Raw genomic sequence first — 22315 nt, forward strand, 5'->3', positions numbered from 1 at the left:
ATTGCAAAAAAATCATTCTGTCATTATATCGCATTCAACGTGTGATGAAAATAGTGCGGAACGAAAAAGCTCCGCTGTCTCATAAAAAAAGGAGTTGCCGCATATAATGCAGCAACCCCCTAAAAACATTGTATCTCTTAGAACGCCCAGTTCACATGAGCGCCGCCGGTATAGCCGTGACGCTTGCCCTGCCAACCCGTGAAGTGCAGATCGTACGAGAAGCGGCTGCCCTGCGGTGCGAAGCGGTAGCCCGCCTCGATCATCGCACTCCCGCCGCGCAGCGACGGACTCGGGGCATCAAAGCCCTGATACGATGCGCCCGCTTTGCCGCTGAGCTCATACTCCCACGCGAGCCCCGCATAGACTTCGCTCTTTGCGCTGTCCTTGTGCGTATACGTAAAGCCAAGACGCACACGATTCGAGTTCACCGCGCTGAAGTCGTAGTCGTCGGTGCTCATACTTGAGCCGGTCGAGGAGATTCCTGCCTGCATGCCCGACTGATACGACCAGAAGTAGCGCAGATAGGTGTTCAGTTTATCCTTGTCGTTGGTCTTGACCTCCTTGCCGATGCCAAGATGTGCCGCATAGTAGGCGTTCGAACTGTCGTAGTGCGAGGTGCTGCCCGTATAGACGGAGCCGCTGTAGTCGCTGCGCGTCTTGCCGCCGTGCAGTGCTGCCTCTGCCCACAGCCCCTTCACAGTCTCCATGCGTCCCATGATGCCGGCACCGAGATAGCTGATATTTCCGCTGCCATGGGTGCCGTCGTCGAGGTAGGAGTCGTATTTGCCCTTGCCGTATTCGACAAACGGGGTAAAGGTGAGTGTCGCAGATTTTCCTTTCAGCTCGCGTGCCCAGCCAAGGCTGAGGTTGTACCCCTTCGTCTCGGCATAGGAGCCGGTCTCTGTGTCGACGCTTCCCTGATCCATTGCCGCCCAGAGATGGTAGCCGTGCACTTCTTTGTCCTGCACGCCTGCGGCCGCCTCTTTCTTTGCCGAGGCGATGCCGGATCCTGCGAGGAGGTTCGCGCCGCGGTTGATAAAGTCGGTGGCGGCGGCTCTGGTCTCGACGAAGGATTTGGTCTGATCGCTGATCGCCGCCTTTGTGACGGTGGCAATGAGCTCATCCGTATTGCGCTTTTGGAACGCAAATTCATAGAGCAGAGATACGCCCTGCATACCCGTGACCTTGTTGTCGGTCGGGATATCGCTGAGCGTACCGCTCGATCCGACCTTCATGAGGCTGATAACATCGTTGACCTTGAGCGCGCGTGCGCGTCCATGGACACCAAGTCCCACGTCGACGTTGGCAAGGCTCTTACTGGTTACACCAAGCTGCAGGAGGGTCGGGTTGTTGGTTTCGATGCCCTCGCTGAGGTAGAAGTGGAGTTTCTTGATGCCCGTAAAGTCGTTAATATACGATGTCGGGTATGCCGTATCATGGTGGATGGCAAGGGTGTTGTCACGGTCGTTTACGCCGCCGTTGCCGCCCTTGACCGTACCGTTGACGCGCGATCCCGTGAGGTTGATGATGTTGTTGCTGTTGGAGCCCGTGGCGTTGCCCGCGATGACATCGCCCGTAACGGTGGAACCGCGCCCGATGTTCACGGCATTGCCGTCGGCGGTGACGCATGCTCCGCCATAGACGTTGCCGTGTACGGTAGCACCATCGGCAATGTTGACGGTGTTGCGCAGGGATGCGTTATGAGCGCGTCCACCGTAGACGTTTCCTGTGATGTTCGCGTTGACGTTCACGACGTTCTCGATGGCATCGCCGCCTGTGGAGCGTCCGCCAACGATTTCCGTTGCGGCGCTTGATGTGGGGGTATTGGTGATGGTGACGACATTCTTCTCGGCATTGCTGGCTGCTTCCGCACCCATGACCTTGGCCCCGCTGATGGCGCCTCCCTTGATCTCGACGGTGTTCTTAAGAGCCTTACCGGCGCTCTGTGCGCCCTTGAGACTGCCCGTAACGCTGCCCGCAGTGATGACGGCGCTGTTTTCGGCGGCATCACCCACAAGGGTTTCTGCACCGTAGGCGTTCGTTACGCTGCCGCCGCTGATGAGCGCATCATTCTTTTCGGCTGTGCCGTCGGTGCTCTTGGCACCGACGAGGTTGGTAACCGTGCCGCCTGCAGCGATGGCATGGTTCTTGTATGCCTTGCCGTGCTTAGTCTTGGCACCGTAGGCATTCGTTGCTGTTCCGGCTTCGACCTTGAGGGTGTTCTCCTCTGCCGTGCCGTTTGCGGTCTGTGTGTCGCCGCCGATGGCATTGGTGACGCTTGCGCCCGCTTTGAGGGTGAGCTTGTTGTGCAAGGTTTTGCCGTCCGTTTGGTAGACAGTCTTGCCGCCAAAGACGTTGGCATATGCGCCGCTGTTTACTTCGACGTTCGCATTCTGCCACTTGTACGCCGAGAGGTCAAGACTGCCGCCGGTGGTTGCCGCCTGGTTGTTGTTGGTGACGAGGCTGTATTCGACATCGCCCGAACGCTCGCTGCCCGTTGCAGGGGTGTAGCCATTCAGTGTGAGGGTTTTGCCCGCTGTCATCTGGAAGAGGTGAACGTTCTTTTCCATGACGTTGCCGAGCCATGCGGAGACCGTCGTGCCCGTCGGCTTCTCGATGGTGCTGTAGGTGAGTGTGGTATCCCGATTCAGGGTGAGGACGGTATCCCCGTCAACAACGCTCGGCCCAAGGTTGAACTTGATCGTGCCGAAGTTCCTGAGGCTGCCGACCTGTGCGCCCTTGCTCTTGATGTCAAGGATGTTGCCCGTGGCTGCCTTGTTGCCGCCGACGAGATCACCCATGACGGTGACGGCGGCGTTGTTCGTGCCGTCTCCGATGGCGATGGTGTTGCCCGTGGTCGTACCGTTATGGTTGGCAAAGCCGCCATAGACACTTCCCCCAACGCTGCCGCTGAGGAGGTTGACGGTGTTGCCCGTGGCTGCACCACTTGCGGAGGCGTGGGTCAGTGCACCGCCCTTGAGGTCGTGCGTCACGCTTGCACCCTTGAGATCAATGATATTCTTGGTGGCGTTTCCTGCCTCGGTGCGGACATCTGCGCCATAGCCGTGATTGACCGTGCCGCCTTCGAGAATGAGTTTGTTCTCTGCCGCGTCGCCCGTCTTCTTGTAGCCGTCTACGCCGTCGCCCGCCTCAAGGTTCTGTGCAATGCCGCCGTAGGCCGCCGTGGTGAGCGTGCCGCCCGTCACCTTGAGCACGTTCTTTTCGACTTTGTTGCCAATTTTGCTGCGTCCGCCCCACGCCTCGGGGTCAGAGCCCGCGCTGTAGGTCGGATGGTTGTTCGCGAAGCGGTAGCCTGTGACATTGACGAGTTTATCCTGCGCTGTTTTGTTGTCTGTATTCAAAACATACTCATAATCGCCCTCTGTCTTTGCATTCCGCGCGCGTGCCGCATCGTAGTTCGTAAAGGTGACGTTGCTCGTGCTGTTCAGGAGGGTGAGGATACGATTCGTCGTAGGGCTTGCCGTGATGGTGTCAAGGTTCTTGAGTTTCATCTTCGACCAGTCAATGACAGTTCCCGCACCGCTTGTGAGCGTGAGCATGGTATCCCCATGGCTGACGTTGTGCGCCACGTCGAAGTTGACGTTCTCGAAGTTCTTGACATCCACAGCACGCGCATTTCGGCTGTTGACGTTGAGGGTGTTCCCTGCGATGCCGGCAGCACCGGTCTTATTGCCGCCGTAGACGGTGCCGACGCTCGTTGCGGTAAATGCGGTCGTTGCCGTGCCAAGGTTGACGGTGTTGCCCGTGCTCTTGCCCGTGCCGTTTGCATGACCGCCGTAGACGTCGTGGAGGGTTCCGCCCGTAATGTTGACGATTGCCCCCGTGGCATCCCCACTGCCGCTGTTGTAGCCGCCGTAGACGGTGCCGCCGACACTGCCGCCCGCGATGTTTACTTCGCTGTGCGTGATCTGACCCGTCGCCGCAGCGTTCGCGATATGTCCGCCGTAGACAGAGCCATTGACCGTACCACCCGCGATGGTGACTTTGCTCTTGTCTGCTGTGCCTGCTGCATTTGCAGCCGCAAGGGATGCACCGTAGACGGAGCCGACGTTGCCATTCGTGATCTCAGCGGTGTTCTCTGTGGCATTGCCGTTCTTGGTGCGTACTTCGGCACCGTAGGCGTTGGCGACGTTGCCGCCCGAGACGACGACGGTGTTCTTTTCCGCGTCGCCCGTCGGGAGCGGGTTGCCGTGTGCGTCGAGCTTGTGGTTCTCCACAAGGCCGCCGTACGCTGTTGCGTTAATCGTGCCGCCCGTCACGGTGAGCTTGTTGTTCTCGACCTTGTTGCCGACGGCGGTGCGTCCTGCCCATGCTGCGTTGTGGGTGCCATCGCCCGCGCTGTAGGCTGCGCTCGTACGGTTCTTGTACTGGTACCCTGCCGCACGCACTTCGGTGGTGTTGACCAAGGAGCCGAGCGTGTCGATGCTGAACTCGAAGTTCCCGCTGTTGACGCTCTTAATGCCTCCGTTTGCACTGTAGGTATTGACGCTGTTCTTCGTGAAGTTGATGCCGTTCAAGTTCCGCATGAGGGTCAGGTTATACGCCTCGTAGGTGCTGATCGGGCTGTTGAAGTTCGTCGCATCGACGGTGAGCTTGCCCCAGTCGAGGTTGTTCGTTGCCGTACCTGCATTGAGGGTCAGCATGGGGTTCGCGGCGTTCAGCGCACTGCTGTTGATGTTGAACTTCAGGTTCTCGAAGTTCTTGATGTTGCCCGCTGTCGCGTTGGTGTTGACGTTCAGCGTGTTGCCCGTATCCGCACTCTGGTTGCCGCCGTAGATGGTGCCCGTGACATTGGTGACGCTGCTGTTGGTACCGTTGCCAAGGCTTACGGTGTTGCCGGTCGTTGCGCCCGAGCCGTTCGTAAAGCCGCCGTAGACATCACCGCCGACAGAGCCGCCGCCGAGGAGAATGTCACTGCCCGTAACAGAGCCCGTTCCAACGGTGTGTCCACCATAGACGTTGCCTGTGACGGAGCCGCCGGTCAGGGTGACTTTGCTCTTCGTAACGTTTCCGGTCGCGCCTGCTGCCGTAAGTGCTGCGCCATAGAGGCTGCCACCGACACTGCCGCCCGCAAGGTTCGCCTCGTTTTCAGCCGCGCTGCCCGCTTTGGTTTTGACCTCTGCGCCATAGGCGTTTGCCGTCTGTGCTCCGGTGTTCAGGAAGAGTTTGTTCTTTTCGGCATCGCCCGTGGTCTTGTAGTTGCCGTAGGAATCCCGCTCGGTGTTTTCAACCATGCCGCCGCGTGCAACAAGGGAGGTGCTGCCGCCCGTGAGGGTCAGCTTGTTGTTCAGCACCTTGTTGCCGATGATGGAACGTCCGCCCCATGCCTCGGTTGCCGCACCGCCCGCATGGTTCGCTGTGTTGTTCTGGAAGCGGTAGCCCTTGAGGTAGACGTTCTGCGTTGTGGCACTGTTGCCGTCGGTCGTGATGTCCGCCTCGTAGTCGTTCGTATGGATGCGCCCGCGCGTACCCTGCGTACTGTAGTGGCTGAAGTTGATGTTGCTGCCGTTGTGCATGAGTGTCAGGATGCGATCGCTCGTGGCACTGGCATTCAGGCTGTCGAGGTTGTCGACGTGGAGTTTGTTCCAGTCAAGGTTCGTGGCATTTCCGTCATTGAGCGTCAGGAGGGTATCCCCCACCGTGATATGACTGCTCGTCGCCTTAAAGTTGATCTGGTCGAAGTTTGCAATGTTGCCCGCCGTGACGCTGTCGTAGACGTTGAGGGTGTTGTCCGCCGCAGCCGACTTGTTGCCGCCGTAGATGGTGCCAATGGTGGTACCCGAGGCGACGGCATCCGCCGCACTGCCGAGGTTGACGGTGTTGCCTGTGGTGGCTCCCGTCCCTGCCGTCCATCCACCGTAGACGTTCTTCATCGAGCCGCCCGTGATGGTGATGATGTTGCCCGTGGCACTGCCGGTTGCAGACGCATGGGAAAGATACCCGCCGTAGACGTTGCCGTTGTTGCCTGCGCCGGTGACACTGCCGCCCGAGATATTCACGTTGTTGCCCGTTGCGTTGCCGCTTTGCACGGAGGTAAAGCCGCCGTAGATGTTGCGTACGGAGCCCGCTTTGAGGTTGACGGTGTTGACGGTGCTGTCGTCCTTTGCCGCAGCGGTCGTGCCCGTGCCCGCCGTCCAGCCGCCGTAGGCATCACGATGGTTCGTGCCGTTGATGGTGAGGATGTTCTTGGTAGTGGTGTTGCCGATGACGGAGCGTCCCGCCCAGACATCCTTCGCGGTGTCACTGGTCGTCGGGGTGGTATTGGCATCCTTGAACTGGTACCCGCCGAAGAGGATCTGCTTTGCCGTCCCCGTGCCGGTGTCGGTGTCAATGGTGTATTCGTTCGTCCCCGTGGAGGAAATTTCCTTCGCACGGATGTAGTCCGGAATGCTAATGCCCGTCATATTCTGCATGAGGACAGATGTCCCGCTCGGTGCACTTCCCGTATGCTTGAATTTGTTCCAGCCGATGGTGGTTACAGCCCCGCCCGTGAGGTTCAGCATGGGATTTGCCTGATTGAAGGTGCTGTTGAAGTTGAAGTTCACCATACTGAAATCGGAGATGTTGCCCGCTGTGGCGTTGGTGTTGACATTTAGGACGTTATCGGTATCTGCCGCCCCGTTGCCGCCGGAGATGGTACCCGTGACGGTGGTGACACTGTTTGTGGTGCCGCTGCCGAGGTTTACGGTGTTGCCTGTGGTGGCACCCGATGCGGTGTGTCCGCCGTAGACGCTGCCTGTGACAGCGCCGCCATACAGGTTGATGGTATGCCCCGTCGCTGCGCCCGTTCCCGCGACCTTGCCGCCATAGACATCGCCGCCGACAGTTCCGGCAGTGATCTTGACGATGCTCTTAGTCGCGTCACCGGTGCCCGTCCCCGTGAGTTCCGCACCGTAGACGGAGCCCGTGACAGAGCGCGCAATATTGACGTTGTTCTCATCGGCACTGCCGTTCTTTGCCGTGACTTTTGCGCCGTAGGCATTGGCAAGTGTGCCGCCCGTGACATCGAGTGTGTTCTTTGTTGCAGAACCCGCCGTCTGATACGTGCCGTCGCTGTTGTGCTTTTTGTTTGCGACCAATCCGCCGTAGGCGTTCGTTGCATTCCCTGTGAAGGTCAGCTTGTTGTTTGTGACGGTCTGTCCGCTCGCTGTGCGCCCTGCCCATGCGTCGGTATGAGCCGTCGCCTCGCTGTACGCCGCCGTGTGATTGCGGAACTGATAGCCGTTGATGTAGACATCCTGTGCGCTCGCCGAATGGTTCGCCGTGTCGATGGTGTATTCTTTATCTCCGACGATCTTTTCCTTGGCTCCATACGGCGCATAATTGCTGAATGTGATGCCGGAGCTGTTGTGCATCGCCGTAAAGAGGTGCTCGTTGTACGTGCTCGGCGTAAAGGTGGTGCTGCCGGGGTTCACTTCGACCCCTGCCCAGTCAAGGCCTGTAGTCGCACCGCCGCCGATGGTAAGGAGCGTGTTCGGTGTCGGATGGTTGACAACGGTGGTGCTGTTGAGGTTGAACTTGGTCTTGCCGAAGTTCTGAACGCCGCGTGCCGTGATGTTCTGCGTGTTGACGTTCAGCGTGTTGTCCGTCATGACATCGGTTGCAGAGCCGCTCGATGCGCCGCCGTAGATAAAGGCATTACTCAAAGTGGGCGCGTTAAACGTGCCGTCACTCTTGCCAAGGTTGACGGTGTTGCCCGTCGCCTTGCCCGTGCCGTTCGTATAGCCGCCGTAGATTTCGGTACTGCCGCCGAATGTTCCGTTTTCGATGTTAATGGTGTTGCCCGTGACATTGCCCGCCGAGACGTTGTTCGGCGGCGTGAGTGCCGCATTCGGCGCAATGTATCCGCCGTAGAGCTTGCCGCCCGCATTCAGCGTACCGCCCTGAATGTTAACCGTATTTTTCTTCGCATCGGCGTTTTTGGTGGTGTCTACTGCCGTCGGATCATTTTCATCCGTCGGATGAAGCAGCAGATTCTTTCCCTCCGTGTAGCCCGCATAGCCGTTTGTGACACTGCCACCCGTCTTGAGGTTCAGCGTGTTGAAGTCCGAGCCGCCATTTTGTGCGTTTGTATAGCCTGCACGTACATTAGTCAACCCTATGTTGACGTTGAGTATGTTGTGATTCGTTGTATTGCCGTAGGTCGAGATGCCTGCATGAACATCTGCTGCCCACGTTGTCGGGGTGTTCGTGGCATTCTGGAAGCGATTGCCGTCAAGTGTGAGATCAGTGGCACCTGTCATTGTCGTTCCGGAGAGTGTGCCGTTCGCGCGTTTCCCAAACTCATAATCACCACGGGCGCCAACGATGGTCGGCGCATAGTTAGTGAGTGTAAGTCCAGGTCCATGGTAAAGCGTAAGCGTTGGCGTGTAGATATTGTTCGCAGCAAGGGCGGTTGCCCATGCTTGCAGTTCTTTCATGCGAACGTTATGCCAATCAAACGTTTGCACCCCACTTGCTCCCAGTGTGGTTACCGTCAACAAGGTATCCCCCGAATTGATTGACGAACCAAGCTTGAATTGCATCTTCTCAAAATTTTCAATGCTGTATGCCGTATTATTGCTTGTCGTTACTTGCAATTCATTTCCGGTACGTGCATCACCGCCCCCTGCGCTAAAGCCGCCCAAAAGCTGCAGATTACTGCCAGAGGCAGGATGTGTCCCGCTTAATACGATGGTGTTATTGATTGCGTTACCATTGCCGGCTACATAGCCGCCGTATGTCCACCCCCACATAGCCATTGCGTTATTCTTAATGATTACCGTATTATCTGTGGAGTCCCCATCCTCAAACGACTGCGTAAAACCACCATAGGCATTTCCATTCCATACACTGCCATCAAGCGTCAACGTATTCTTGTACGTTGTGTTCCCCAAGGTTGACGTTCCGCCGTAGATTTTTCCTGATCCGTTCGTCTGCTGTGTTACGTTCCCATGCTGGAATTGATTTCCATCAAAATATATTTCTTTGGCGGTAACTGTAGAACCTGTGCTCGTTGTATCCGTTGTCAATCCATACTCAAAGTCTCCAGAATTTGTACGATTTGTGGCAAGGTTATAATCAGTTAGTGTCACATTGACAGGCCCATGATAAAGAATCACACGTTTCGATTCCGTAGCCCCAGACAGCCAGTCTGCTGCGCCCGTCACCTTGATGTTCCCCCACTTAAAGCTCTGACTGGGAGCCGCAACATAGAGCATTGTATTACCGGATGCAACATGGGAGCTCAGTTCAAACTCCATCTTCTCAAAATTATTGAGAGAGTGTGCATAGTTGAGCGTCTTTTTCACACGAAGGAGATTTCCTGCAGTTACTTCGGCACCTGGCTTGTTGCTAAATCCACCATATAGGAAGCTATAATGCGAGCCATCTCCAGCACCATCCAGCGTAATCGTATTTCTAACAGCATCTCCTCCATTAGACCATCCGCCATAAACACGGCCATCAACAGCGGAGCCAGTACCAATGAAAAAGACTTCATTGTCCGTCGAGTCGCCGCTCCCCTGCGAATATCCACCATAAACACGCCCCGAGCCGCCCGCACCAAGCGCAACATAAAAATGATCAACTGTTATTTTATTATGCTTTGTCGGAGTTTGAAATTTCGATGCCCCTCCCCATATTGCCAGTGTTGTGGAAGGATTCGTCGGACTATATGTCACGTCAGCATGCTGAAATCGATTTCCCTCAAAATAGATTTCTGTAGCACTCACCGTTGAGGCATTTGGTGTTGTTGTATTTGAACTAAATCCGTACTCGAAATCACCTGATACGATTCCTGTCGGGTGATAGTTGGTGAGTGTCACAGCTGGTCCCTTATAGGCAATCAGATGCTTTGAGCCGCTGTACAAGCTGCTGCTGGACGCTTTCCATGCGTCAATTCCCTCTGCCTTGATCTCAGACCAGTCAAAGGTCTGTGTGCCTGACGCGCCGAGCGTTGTGATCGTCAGAAGAGTATCTCCTGTATGGATTGCATTCGACCCGATGTCAAAGCGCAGTTTTTCAAAGTTCTCGATGCTATAGGCGGTATTATTGCTGGTTGTTACACGCAGTGTATTTCCCGTGCGCGCATCCCCACCGCCGGCACTATATCCTCCCAAAAGTTGTAAATTACTACCGGCAGCCCCATGTGTTCCACTCAGCGTAATTGTATTGTTTATCGCTTTACCGTTTCCCGTCGTATAGCCGCCATAAGTCCATGCCCACATGACCATGGCTCCATTTTTAAAGAAGATTTTGTTCTCTGTTACATCGCCACCGCCTGTGGTATAACCGCCATAAGCATTTGTAGAGCTGATCACAGCTCCATCGACCGTCAGCGTATTCCCCGTTACATTGCGATTATCCGTCGCTGCCGGAATATCGTGTTTATTGCCTGCCACAGGCGCAGCGGGAATCGGATGTACCAGCGTGCCATCAATGAGCACATCCCCACCCGTCACGTCTGCCGCATGTGCGTGATTAAAAAACAGCTGCCCCACCCCCACCCCCGCGGACAGAGCGAACGCAATGAGAAGTGACAGCTGTCGTTTGTTTTTCCATGCCTTTAACATGACAATCCCCTCCATGTTATTCCGTTCCAACTGTAGCTATCCTATAGTACTATAATCCTAACTATACTCTTCCTCTCATCTCGTGTCAATATGATCTTATGACTCGTGTCATTTCATTTGCCGTATTCTTATGTGAACGTAATTTCGCACGTTTCTTCCCCATAAAAAAGGGGTGTTGCATGAAGCTAAAAAACTTCATGCAACACCCCCTCCGTCTTCCTATCGGGCAGATCGCTTATGGCGCCCTTCCCAATTAGGAAACTTGAAGCCCATGTTCCTCCGACATTTTTCGAATAACTGCCTCCGGAAGTTCCACCATCTGCGCCACTGTCGAAAGCGGTGTTCCGGCACGCAGCATATTCATCGCTATATGCGTGATGCCTAGATGACGCCCCTCAGCTCGTCCCTCACGACGTCCTTGCGCTATCCCTCGCCTTATCCCTTCTTCTACAGCTCCCTGCATCCCGGAGCGATAGTCCATCAGTGCGATCTGCCGGCTGACGTAGCGGAAGTAATCGTCCGGGTTGCCCATAAAGATCCTCTCTGCTTGTATCGCTTCTCGGATCGCAGGTTCGCTCATCGCGATTGCTTCCATTTCCTCATCACTGAGTTTATCGCTGATGAATGCCATCCGTGTGTCCTTTCTTCGTCGCTTTTTCTTTATTTTTATTATAAAGTTTTCAGGCTGTTACGTCAAACGAAAGAAGCCGTCCATATCGAACGGCTTCTTTATCAGTGATGCACAATGATGATTCGTTTAGAGTTTGCTGACATCTGCCGCCGTCATGATCTCGACAACGGTGAGATCCTTGACGGTATTGAGGTCGATGAAGCCGCCATCTGAGAGCTGGATGACCGGCATCGCCGTGACGCGTGACTCGTCGACGTAGACGATGCGTCCTGCTGAACCGTCCGAGAGACGGAGCCAGCAGCCGTTGAGTGCGGCATTCATCTTGCGCATGAAGAGAACGGCGTACTCCGAGTCAAGCTTTCCGTCCAGTACGTCGGCATAGAGTACCTTGAACACCTCGAACGGGGAACGCTTCGCCGCGTAGCTGCGGCTGGATGCCATCGCATCGTAGCAGTCGAGGATGGCGAGCACCTTGCCGAAGGTCGTGATCGCATCCCCCTTCAGCCCCGAGGGATAACCCGTGCCATCGTCGCGCTCATGATGCTGGATGATGCCGTTCATGAGGTCGGTACGTCCCTCGAGCTCACTGTTCTCCACGATTTTGAAGCTCTCAACAACGTGATTCTTCAGGATGTCGAATTCCTCCTCGGTCAGGAGGCCCTTCTTCTCAAGCAGATCCTTCGGAATCATCTGCTTCCCGATATCAAGGAAAAGCCCTGCCAGCACCATGTTCTGACGGTCGATGCCCACGAGGCCCATCCACTTCGCCATAAGCCCACCGAGGATGGCGAGATGTACGCAGTGATGCAGGTTGTAGTTGCCCCCCTGATTCATGCTGTACATCATGGAGACGGCCGTTGCTCCCTCCTTGTAGAGGTCGCGCAGACGGCCGCTCGACATCACGTCCTGCAGGATGCTCATGTTGAGCTTTCCGGTCTCTGCTGCCTCGGCAAAGAGTTTCTCCATCTCGCCGTAGACGTAGCGATAGTCCTCTTCGTATTTGCTGTCCAGTTTGATCTCGCGCTCGGGAGCGGGACCACTGCCGATAACGGCTGCCTTTTCCGCCTTGACTGCCTTTTCCTTCTGAACGGCAACGATAATGCTGTCCTCATCGACATAGACAGAGGCGATGCCCTTTTTCTTGAGCAGCTTGATCGTCTCTTTGTCCAGTACCGTGCCGCCCTCGACGAGTACGTTCTCGCTGTCACCATCATAAACCGTACGGCCAATCAGCATCTCCGGCAGCAGGCTTCGTACTGCAAACGCTTTCAGCATAATGTTCTCTCTCCCTTATCTTATGATGTTACTTTTCCCTGACGTTACACCTTACTTCACAACAATATTGACCAGCTTGCCGGGGACACAGACAACCTTGACGATGGTCTTGCCCGCCGTGAGTTCCTTCGCACGCGGCAGCTCCGCTGCGAGCTGCTCCAGCGCCGCACGGTCAAGTCCCGTGGCGACCTTGACGCGGTCGCGCACCTTGCCGTTGATCTGCAGGACGATCTCTACCTCATCCTGCACGAGTGCCGCCGCGTCGTACTGTGGCCACGTCTCTGCGTGAACGTTCCCGCCGAAGAGCTGTGCCCACAACTCCGCCGTGATGTGCGGTGCAAACGGCGCGAGCATCCGCACGAGTGCGCTCGCCGTCTCACGCGCGAGCCCCGGCGTGAGCTCCTTGTCCTGAAATGCGTAGAGCGCATTGACCAGCTCCATGATGGAGGAGATCGCCGTGTTGAACATGAAGCGGTCGCGCACGTCCTCCGTGACCTTCTTGATGGTCGCGTGGAGCACGCGGCGCAGCTCCGTCTCCTCTGTGCTGAGCGTTGCTGCATCGTAGGACGCAGGCGCGCCCTTGATCGTCTCTGCGAACTGTCCGAGGATACGCCACACGCGCCCGAGGAAGCGGTACGCCCCCTCGACGCCCTGATCGCTCCAGTCGAGGTCACGGTCCACGGGCGCGGCAAAGAGGATGAAGAGCCGTGCCGTATCCGCTCCGTAGCGGTCGATGATCTCCTCGGGCGAGACAACGTTGCCGAGCGACTTCGACATCTTCGCGCCGTCCTTGATGACCATGCCCTGCGTGAGGAGGTTCGTGAACGGCTCGTCGAAGTCGAGCATCCCTGCGTCACGCAGTACCTTCGTGAAGAAGCGTGCATAGAGGAGATGCAGGATCGCGTGCTCGATGCCGCCGATGTACTGATCGACGGGAGCCCAGTAGTTCACCTTGCCGCGGTCAAAGGGACGCTCCGTGTTCTTCGGATCCGTATAGCGGTAGTAGTACCACGAGGAGCAGATAAACGTGTCCATCGTATCCGTCTCGCGCGTCGCATCGCCGCCGCACTTGGGACATTTGCAGCGGAGGAAGTGCTCGCTCGACGAGAGCGGCGAGACTGCTCCCTGCTCGAATGAGACATCCTCGGGGAGACGCACGGGCAGCTCTGCCTCCGGGACGAGTACCTCGCCGCATTTCGGGCAGTTGATGATGGGGATCGGCGCACCCCAGTAGCGCTGGCGTGAGATGAGCCAGTCGCGCAGGCGGTAGTTGACGCGGCGTTTGCCGTATCCCTGTGCCTCCGCCTCATCCATGATCGCCTGCATCGCCGCGTGCATCTCCATCCCCGTGAACTTGCCGGAGTTGATGAGGATGCCTTCCTTTTCGGTATATGCCGCTGTCATGTCCTCGAGACACAGCTCTCCGTCCTTCGGGCGGATCGTGAGGATCTTGCGGATGCCGTATTTCTCCGCGAACATCCAGTCGCGCTGATCCTCCGACGGGACGGCCATGACCGCGCCCGTGCCGTACTCAAAGAGGACGTAGTTCGTGACCCAGATCTCGACCTGCTCCCCGTTGAACGGATTCGTGCAGGTAATCCCTGTGAAAATGCCCTCTTTTTCCGACTCGCTCGAGGAGCGCTCAATATCGGACTGCTTTTTGACGCGCGCACAGAACGCACGGATCTCCTCTGCCTTGTCGCTGACGGCGCAGATCTTCTCTACGAGAGGATGCTCGGGTGCGAGCGCGACAAAGGTCATGCCGAACACGGTGTCGGGACGCGTCGTGTAGACGGGAATCTCCGCATCGAGCGCGGGCGCAGGCAGGCGGAACTCAAGGCCCTCGCTGCGTCCGATCCAGTTGGCCTGCATCGTCTTGACGCGCTCGGGCCAGCCCGGGAGTTTGTCGAGATCGGCGAGGAGCTCATCGGCATAGTCCGTGATCTTGAAGAACCACTGTGCGAGATCCTTCTTGTTCACCTCGGACTTGCAGCGCCAGCACTTGCCGTCCTCGACCTGCTCGTTCGCGAGCACCGTGCCGCAGGTATCGCACCAGTTCACGGATGCTTTTTTCTTGTAGGCAAGGCCTTTCTTGTAGAACAGCTCGAACAGCCACTGTGTCCAGCGGTAGTAGTCCTCACGGCAGGTGATGACCTCGCGGTCCCAGTCGTAGGCAAGCCCAAGCGCACGCTGCTGCTTCTCCATGTTCGCGATGTTCGCATACGTCCACTCCGCCGGATGCACCTTGTTCTTGATCGCTGCATTCTCGGCGGGCATGCCGAAGGAGTCAAACCCCATCGGGTGCAGGACGTTGTACCCCTCCATCGTGCGGAAGCGCGCAATCACATCGCCGATCGAGTAGTTGCGGACATGCCCCATGTGAAGTTTTCCCGACGGATACGGAAACATCTCAAGCGCGTAGTACTTCGGTTTCGTCGCATCCATCTCCGTGTGGCAGCTGTGCTCCGTCTCCCAGATCTTCTGCCACTTTGCTTCAATCTCCTGCGGACAATATCTCTCCACTCTACTCGAGCTCCTCCCAAATATCAAATGCCATTACTTATCGAATGGAGCGGAGCACCGCATCCAATTCCTCCACGCGTTTCGACAGTGCCGCGCCAAGCGCCCCTGCCCTCTCCAGCGAGCCACTCGAATGACGGATCGCATCGACACCGCTCGCGAGACTGCTCTTCATATCCGTCACGCGCCCGTCAAAGCCCTGCTCGAAGTCCTCGACCTTCGTATCGAACTCCTGATTCTGCGCGAGCATCTGATCGATCTCGTTCACATCATGCAGGAGCTCGCGGATCGCCTCATCGGACGCCTCCAGCCGCTCGCGTGTATTCTCGGAGAGCTTGCGCACCTCTCCTGCGACGACGGCGAACCCGCGTCCCATCTCGCCCGCACGTGCCGCCTCGATGGCGGCGTTGAGCGCGAGCAGGTTGATCTGCGCGGAGATCTCCGTGATCATGTGCATGACCTGCTCGATCTTTTTCGTACTCTCGGTCAGATGCTCCAGCTTCGGTGTGATCGAGGCGTTGCGCGACAGGAGTTCCTTCGTCATATTGCCCTGATCGCCGATGCCGTCGCTCATCTGGTTGACGAGCCCGGAGACGTTCTCAACGCTCTCCGCCACATGCTCCATAACATCCGAGAGTCCCGTCATCTGCTGACGGTAGCTGTCAAACTCCTGAATGATCCCCTCACGCAGATGCGCGATGATCGCGCGTCGGCTGATCTCATGCTCGAGATACGTCTTCTGGTACAGCGCGTACTTCGACGGGAAACGATCCATATAGCCGTCACTGAACATACCGCCCGAGAGCTGATAGAAGAAAATTGCCGTCAGCGTCTCATTAACGTGCAGACCGGCAATCTCCCCAAAGGCAGAGAACCCCGCGATTGGCATCCCATCGAAGAGATCCGCTCCTGCGAGATCTGCGGCAAAGGTCAGGCGCCGCAGGATGCCGTCGTTCAGCACTGCGCCGATCGGCGCCGGCTTGCCCTTTGCATATGCGGCGTACTCATCCTTCAGCGTCTTGACGAAGTTCTCCCGCCGCATGAGGAAGATCTCCTCACCCGCCGTAATGTCACAGTAGAAATGGAACCGCTTTTCCGCCGCGTCAAACTGCTGCAGCGAGCGGATGAAATACTGCTTGCCGACGTGCGAGGAAAAGGTATAGCCGGCAAGCGCATCACTGAGTGCATTCACGTCGGAGACATGGAGATGCTCCATCAGTACATCGGCAAAGGGCACGGGATGCCCCTCTGCGTCGGCAACCGTCTCCACCGTACGGAGCGTCGCATCCGATCCGATGATCGTCCACTTATCCCTCGTCGGCTCTGCCGCCTGAGTCTTGAAAATAGAGTAGCGGTAATCATCGGCAAGCCGAACAACGAGCACGACGGCGTGATTCTCAAGTACCTGTTTTCCGTTGTAGATATAAGTGTGGGAAAAATCGAGCGCGCCGCTCGCGCTGCCGCCGATGTAGGGGCAGGGCAGGAACTCGCTGTCATAGAGTGCCTTCAGCACGAATGACTCGCACGCCGTCACGCCGTCTATATAGACAAAGGCAAAGGTATTGTCAAAGCGCACGGGGAATGGAACGCGCTGTGCGTCAACCTCCTCGCGGATTCTCTTAATGCGCTCGTCAGGGGTCAACTCCACCGTACCGCGCCGTATGTCCTCGTTGTGCAGGGGAATTGTCATCATGTGGGTCTGCGCGATCATGCGCTTGCTGTAGACCTGCAGCAGCACCTTTGCGCGTCCGTCCTTCGCATCCATATAGTAGGAGCGTGTCCCCGGAGTATGTGTCAGCTCCCCGCACGAGGAGATGAGCAAAACCTGAACATCTGGAGGTGATGCTGTCTGTACTGTACGCGCAATCTCCGCCATGGGGAGATCGGACGAGACGAAGCCGAGCACAATCGCAGGGCCGCCCGGCACATCGTAGAGATCGCGCAGACGCTCTGCCGTCAGCTCGCTGCGCGAGAGATAGGCAGACTTCATATCGCCTGCGCCGACGCTGCCGAGTCCCGCGAACGGCACACGCGGCTTTGCGGCGGACGCTCCCTGCTGTGCACCTGCTGCCACCAACGGTTTTGCTGCAATGCGGTCAGCGAGCGAAACCTCCGCTTCCTTCTTTTTATCAAAGAGCCCAAACATAAACATTCCTCCCTACGAAAAAACTCCCTATTCTTTAATTATATCATGTGCCCTGCGCCTGCGCAAGAAGTGGTAAAGAAGCATGGGGACGACGAGCATGGGTACGCCCAAATAAAGCGCAGAGCGCAGCTCGGGGGTAAACGCCATAAAGAGGAGGCAGAGCACCTGCGCCCAGATCCCGAACAGCGTGACATACGGGAAGAGAGGCATCCGATAGCGCAGGAGGGTCACCGTCCCCGCCGCCTCAAGCCTGCGCCGCCGCCGATACTGGCTCCAGCAGATCGAGATCCACGCGACCGCGCCCGAGAACCCCGAGAGTGCGAGCAGATAGGTATAGAGCGCCGCATCGGGATGCAGCGCGTAGAGCGCAATCACGCCCCAGCAAAAGGCAATCGAGGCATAGATGGCACGCGAGGGAATCCCCTTGCGGCTGAGCCCACCGAGCGCACGCGGCGCCATCTCCATCGTCGCGAGCGCGTGCACCGTGCGTGCCGCGCCGTAGAGCCCCGAGTTGGAGCAGGAAAGCGCCGCCGTCAGCACGACGAACGAGAACAGCGCCCCCAGATGCGAAAATCCATGCTCGGCAAGCGCTGCCGCAAAGACGCTCTTGGAGAGAGACGCGTGATCCCACGGCAGGATCGAGACGAGCAGCGTAATCGGGATGATGTAGAGTGCGATGATGCGCCACGTCACATTGCGCACCGCCGTCGGAATACTGCGCGCGGGATCCGCCGTCTCCCCCGCTGCCAGCCCGATGATCTCCGTCCCTTGAAAATTGACGAGGATGATGACCATCGTCAGCGCAATACTCGCGTATCCGTGCGGGGCAAAGCCGCCGCTGCTGAGTAGGATGCCCGTGCCGATATAGCCCTCATCGCCGATGAGCCCGAGACAGATCAGGAGCGCAACGACGCTGAACGCCACGAGGGCGATGATCTTGACAAGGGCGAGCCAGAACTCGCTCTCGCCGAATTTATCGACGCGAAACAGATTGAGGAGGGTGACGAGCAGCCCAAACAGCACCGCCCACCAGATCGTCCCGACCTCGGGCAGGAATGAATTCATGATGATGCCCGCAGCAATCATCTCCGAGGGCACGTAGGACACCCACGTCACCCAGTAGGACCAGCCCACACCGCACGCCCACGTCGCCGAGATATTCTCGCGCGCGTAGACGACGAATGAGCCCGAGAGCGGCTGCTCCACCGCCAGCTCTGCGAGGCAGAGCATCACGGCGAGCACGATGATGCCGCCCAGCAGATAGGAAATCACCGCCGCAGGCCCTGCCTGCTCGAGGACGTAGCCCGTCCCTAGAAAATATCCGCTCCCGATCACACCGCCGAGAGAGATGAGCTGAAGATGTCTGTGCTTCAGCCTCCGTTTCATCGTCGACTCGCCCATTGGCTCCGTAACACAACCTTTCTCCTCGAATATATATTGTATAAAAAATGCGCTCTCATCATACTACAAGAGCGCGTCAATTACTATCATTTATTTGACAAATACGTAAATTTTTATTATGATTCAATTAAGTATGAAAAGGAGGAGCACTCACTATGAAATTCAGAGCTTTACTGATTGCTCTCGCGCTCGTCGTCGGCATCACGGGGACCTCGTCCGCCGCCCTCAGCGAGCATCGGGAGGCCGCGCAGAACCTGTCCATCGCCTACCCCGTCATCAGTCTCGATGACAGTGCGGTCGCTGATCGCATCAACACTGATATGAAGGCACTCGCGGAGACATTCCGCGCTCAGTACCAGAGCGGGGCATTCTTCCGCGGCGAGCTCGGCTATCGCGTACATCTCGACGACGAAAACTTCCTGTCTGTGACGTTCACGGAGCTGCGCTATGACCTGCACGCCAATCAGCCCGCACGCCACGACTACGGCATCGTCTACTACAAGAAGACGGGACAGCGTCTGCCGCTCTCCTTCTTCGTGCACGTCACGCCGTCCGATCTCGACGGCGAGGCGGTGAACGGTCACCTCTACAACGAGTACGGACGCAATACGCCGATCCAGCCCGAAAAATCCGTGCGTCAGCTTCCGACCGACTACTTCCTCGGCGGACGCGGCTTCGTCTGCCCCATCTTTCAGCCGGGCGAGCTGACCGCGAGCACGGGGCCGACCTACGTACTGCTCGATGCGGGCATCGTCGAGTACTTCAACCGCAAGAACAAATGAGTATGGATCGTGACTACACGACCATCACAGGGGAGATACCGGAGAGCGGTGTCTCCCCTGTTTCGTATGAGATCCAGCGTTCCCTCTTCCTCGCCTACGTCATACACGCGGAGGACGAGGACGAGGTGCGCACATGGCTCGCCGCACTGAAAAAGGAGCACTACGATGCGCGCCACGCGCCCTACGCCATGGTCCTCGGCGCGGATGCCGCACGGCAGCGCTCAAGTGACGACGGAGAGCCGGGCGGGACGGCGGGCAGCCCCATCCTCGAAGCAATCAAGGGACGCGGCATCACGGATATCGCCGTCGCCGTCGTCCGCTACTTCGGCGGGATCAAGCTCGGCGCGGGCGGGCTCATCCGTGCATACGCCCATGCGGCAGGGCTGGGGCTTGACGCCGCCCCCAAGCTGCGCATGACACTCCTGCGCGAGCTGTCCGTCACGATCGATTACGACCTGCTCGCCGCCGTCGAGCGCTACATCCGCACAGAGGCACTGATCGCAGGAAAAACGACATACGCAGAGCGCGTCACCTGTCTCCTCCGTGTCCCGCCCGACGACATCGCACGCCGCACGGCGGAGCTGACCGATCTAACAGCGGGGCGCGCCGTCTGCACCCGCGGCGCAACGGCGTATCAGGGAATTCCATGCGAATAGACAAAGACAGGGGCTGCTGCACGAAGTTTTCGCTTCGTACAGCGGCCCCTATTCTGTGTCCCCGATTCACTCAATATTACAGATCTCCACCCCGCAATTCTCGCAGTGGATGGTCTTTTTCAAATAGTCGATATCCTTGATGAGGATCAGATGCCCGCGCATATCGATCACACCGCTCTTCTTCAACTCGGCGAGCATGCGGTTGAGACTCTCCCGCGCCGATGCAGAGTAGTTCGCGAGCTCCTGATTCGTGAGCGGTACGGAGATCAGTATTCCCTCGTCCGTCTCCATCCCGTAGCTGTTGGCCAGACGGAGAAGCGTTGAGCAGAGTGCTCCCTTCTTCCCGTAGAGCACGAGGTCGCGGAATTTGAGGTGCTGCTTGCGCATGTGCATCCCGATCAGCTTCAGCAGTGCGACAGCGAGGTGCGGATGCTTTTCGAGATACGCCTCCAGTACGGGGAACTCGATGGCGTAGACCTCGGCGGCACTGCGCGCAATCGCACTAAAGAGATAGGTCGGCTCATCCTCGTAGATCGGCAGCTCTCCGACGAGGCTCCCCTTCGTCGCGAGGCGCAGCGCCAAGACACGCCCCGATGCGCCGTACTTGACCACGAAGATATGCCCCGAGCGCACAATATAGAAATAGTGTGCCGGCGCACCCTCACGATAGAGAAACGCTCCATCGTGCAGCGAAACTACCTTGCCCGGAATCGATGCAAGTTCTTGAATGAGCGCCTCCTTATCCACTCCGTCCCCCCCCCCCTTCTGTGATACGAAGTAACATTATAATTTATCCTATCGAAAAAACAGAAAAGTTTATGTGATATTCGTCACATACAAGGTAATTTTTTTTCACTATAATTCCATTTATTAATGCGATATATAAGGGAGAGATGGAAATGGAAAATAAGGACATTCTCGCCGTCCTTGGCGAGAATCCAACACGCCGAGAAATTCTTGAGCATTGGGACCCTGAAAATGAGGTGTTCTGGAAACGCTGGGGCGAACGCATCGCCAAGCAGAACCTCTATACTTCCACATGGGCGCTGACCCTCGCCTTCGTTGCGTGGACAATGTGGGCGACAATCGCCGCCCAGCTCAACCACATTGGCTTTCACTTTACGGACAATGAGATCTTTACCCTCGCAGCCCTGCCGGGGCTTGTCGGGGCGACGGGGCGTCTCGTTTACACCTATCTCCCCGCCATGCTCGGCGGACGCAATTGGACGCTGATCTCGACCGCGCTGCTCCTCATCCCGCTCATTGGTCTGGGGAATGCACTCACAGACACCGCGACGACCTATGACACCTTCGTCCTTCTCGTCGCGGGCATCGGCATCGCAGGCGCAAACTTCTCATCCTCGATGGCGAACATCGGCTTCTTCTTCCCGAAGTCGCAGAAAGGGCTTGCTCTCGGCATCAACGCCGGCATTGGCAACCTCGGTGTCTCGCTCATCTACTTGACCGCCCCCATGCTCCTCGGCATGAGCTTTGGAGGACTCTTCGGCGCACCGCTCCTCAATGAGGCGGGCAAAGAGATCTACATTCAGAATGTCTGCTACTTCTGGGCGATTCCGACCGCTCTGACCCTGATCCTCGTCTGGATGTTCATGGACAACCTGCCCATCCCAAAGCAGAGTCCGCGCAGCATGATGTCCATCTTTGGCAATAAACATACGTGGCTCATTACCGTGATCTACACCTGTGGCTTCGGTTCGTTCATCGGCTACTCTGCTGCGCTTGCACTTCTTGTCAATCGCGAGTTCCCCGAGGTTTCCTTTGCCTATGCTGCATTCCTCGGACCGTTCATCGGTGCGGGCGTGCGCCCCATCGGCGGTTGGGTAACAGACAAGGTCAACAGCGGCTCACAGGTCACATTCTACTCGCTGCTCCTCATGCTTATCGCCTGTATTGCCACCGTTATGGGTATTCAGGCACATAACTTTGCGCTCTTCTTTGGCGCGTTCCTTGTGCTCTTCTTCTCGACCGGCTTCATCAACGCCGCATCCTTCCGCATGATCCCGTTTGTCTTTGACAGTCCTGTACACGCCTCACTCGTCACAGGCTTCACGGCGGCGATCGCGGCGTACGGCGCATTCCTCATCCCGAAGATCTTTGGCTGGGCATACGGAACACAGGGCAGCGTTATTCCTGCATTCTACATTCTCATCGCCTTCACTGTTCTGACCATCATCATCACATGGTTCTTCTACGCACGCAAGGGCTCGGGCATCAAGTGCTGAGTGATCTTTGACGCACATACTGACCGCCATTTTTGGCGGTCCTTTTTTTGCCCTCGCCTCTCCCATGCATCAGTATTTTACACAGCC

The 22315-nt window shown here is 57.2% G+C and carries 10 protein-coding genes; 3 read left to right on the forward strand and 7 right to left on the reverse strand.

The features are described 5' to 3' along the window. Nucleotides 1-137: 137 nt before the first annotated feature. The 6 genes from HMPREF9166_RS04795 to HMPREF9166_RS04820 all read right to left on the reverse strand — a co-directional run bounded on the left by HMPREF9166_RS04795 (nt 138) and on the right by HMPREF9166_RS04820 (nt 18547). Complete coding sequence (locus tag HMPREF9166_RS04795; RefSeq protein ID WP_175279228.1) at nt 138-10604, reverse strand: autotransporter outer membrane beta-barrel domain-containing protein; 10467 nt, start codon at nt 10602-10604, stop codon at nt 138-140. 223 nt (nt 10605-10827) lie between these two features. Further along, entirely contained in the window at nt 10828-11205 is a 378-nt protein-coding gene (locus HMPREF9166_RS04800; protein WP_009442931.1) for a hypothetical protein, read from the reverse strand. Nucleotides 11206-11331: 126 nt separating this feature from the next. Then, a complete protein-coding gene (locus HMPREF9166_RS04805; protein WP_009442933.1) occupies nt 11332-12480 on the reverse strand; it encodes an HD-GYP domain-containing protein in 1149 nt (382 codons plus the stop codon). A 51-nt stretch (nt 12481-12531) separates the two neighbouring features. Then, entirely contained in the window at nt 12532-15003 is a 2472-nt protein-coding gene (gene leuS / locus HMPREF9166_RS04810; RefSeq protein ID WP_009442934.1) for a leucine--tRNA ligase, read from the reverse strand. Between the two features lie 37 nt (nt 15004-15040). Further along, nucleotides 15041-17146: a methyl-accepting chemotaxis protein gene (locus HMPREF9166_RS04815; protein WP_039981041.1), complete on the reverse strand. Its 2106-nt coding sequence runs from the start codon at nt 17144-17146 to the stop codon at nt 15041-15043. 27 nt (nt 17147-17173) lie between these two features. Then, nucleotides 17174-18547 (reverse strand): amino acid permease, encoded by a 1374-nt coding sequence (locus tag HMPREF9166_RS04820; protein ID WP_009442936.1) that lies wholly within the window; start codon nt 18545-18547, stop codon nt 17174-17176. Between the two features lie 155 nt (nt 18548-18702). Between HMPREF9166_RS04820 and HMPREF9166_RS04825 the strand changes: the two genes are divergently transcribed. Both HMPREF9166_RS04825 and HMPREF9166_RS04830 read left to right on the forward strand, forming a co-directional pair. Further along, complete coding sequence (locus HMPREF9166_RS04825) at nt 18703-19329, forward strand: hypothetical protein (RefSeq protein ID WP_009442938.1); 627 nt, start codon at nt 18703-18705, stop codon at nt 19327-19329. Further along, nucleotides 19326-19985 (forward strand): YigZ family protein, encoded by a 660-nt coding sequence (locus tag HMPREF9166_RS04830; RefSeq protein ID WP_009442939.1) that lies wholly within the window; start codon nt 19326-19328, stop codon nt 19983-19985. Before HMPREF9166_RS04825 ends, HMPREF9166_RS04830 begins: the two co-directional genes overlap by 4 nt. A gap of 66 nt (nt 19986-20051) precedes the next feature. On the opposite strand, the gene HMPREF9166_RS04835 is transcribed toward HMPREF9166_RS04830, so the two are convergent. Continuing rightward, complete coding sequence (locus HMPREF9166_RS04835; protein WP_009442940.1) at nt 20052-20732, reverse strand: Crp/Fnr family transcriptional regulator; 681 nt, start codon at nt 20730-20732, stop codon at nt 20052-20054. Between the two features lie 146 nt (nt 20733-20878). Here HMPREF9166_RS04835 and HMPREF9166_RS04840 point away from each other — a divergent pair, with 146 nt between their 5' ends. Further along, the gene (locus HMPREF9166_RS04840; protein WP_009442941.1) at nt 20879-22228 is read left to right on the forward strand and encodes an MFS transporter; all 1350 of its coding nucleotides are present in this window, start codon (nt 20879-20881) and stop codon (nt 22226-22228) included. Nucleotides 22229-22315: the final 87 nt, after the last annotated feature.

Origin of the sequence: Selenomonas sp. oral taxon 149 str. 67H29BP (assembly GCF_000146365.1) — a bacterium.
Taxonomy (GTDB): domain Bacteria; phylum Bacillota; class Negativicutes; order Selenomonadales; family Selenomonadaceae; genus Centipeda; species Centipeda felix.

Excerpts from the sequence above, each read along its gene's own strand:
- HMPREF9166_RS04820 (WP_009442936.1), bottom strand. The coding sequence starts at position 18,547 with ATGGGCGAGTCGACGATGAAACGGAGGCTGAAGCACAGACATCTTCAG.
- HMPREF9166_RS04800 (WP_009442931.1), bottom strand. The coding sequence starts at position 11,205 with ATGGCATTCATCAGCGATAAACTCAGTGATGAGGAAATGGAAGCAATC.
- HMPREF9166_RS04840 (WP_009442941.1), top strand. The coding sequence starts at position 20,879 with ATGGAAATGGAAAATAAGGACATTCTCGCCGTCCTTGGCGAGAATCCA.
- HMPREF9166_RS04805 (WP_009442933.1), bottom strand. The coding sequence starts at position 12,480 with ATGCTGAAAGCGTTTGCAGTACGAAGCCTGCTGCCGGAGATGCTGATT.
- HMPREF9166_RS04830 (WP_009442939.1), top strand. The coding sequence starts at position 19,326 with ATGAGTATGGATCGTGACTACACGACCATCACAGGGGAGATACCGGAG.
- HMPREF9166_RS04815 (WP_039981041.1), bottom strand. The coding sequence starts at position 17,146 with ATGTTTGGGCTCTTTGATAAAAAGAAGGAAGCGGAGGTTTCGCTCGCT.
- HMPREF9166_RS04825 (WP_009442938.1), top strand. The coding sequence starts at position 18,703 with ATGAAATTCAGAGCTTTACTGATTGCTCTCGCGCTCGTCGTCGGCATC.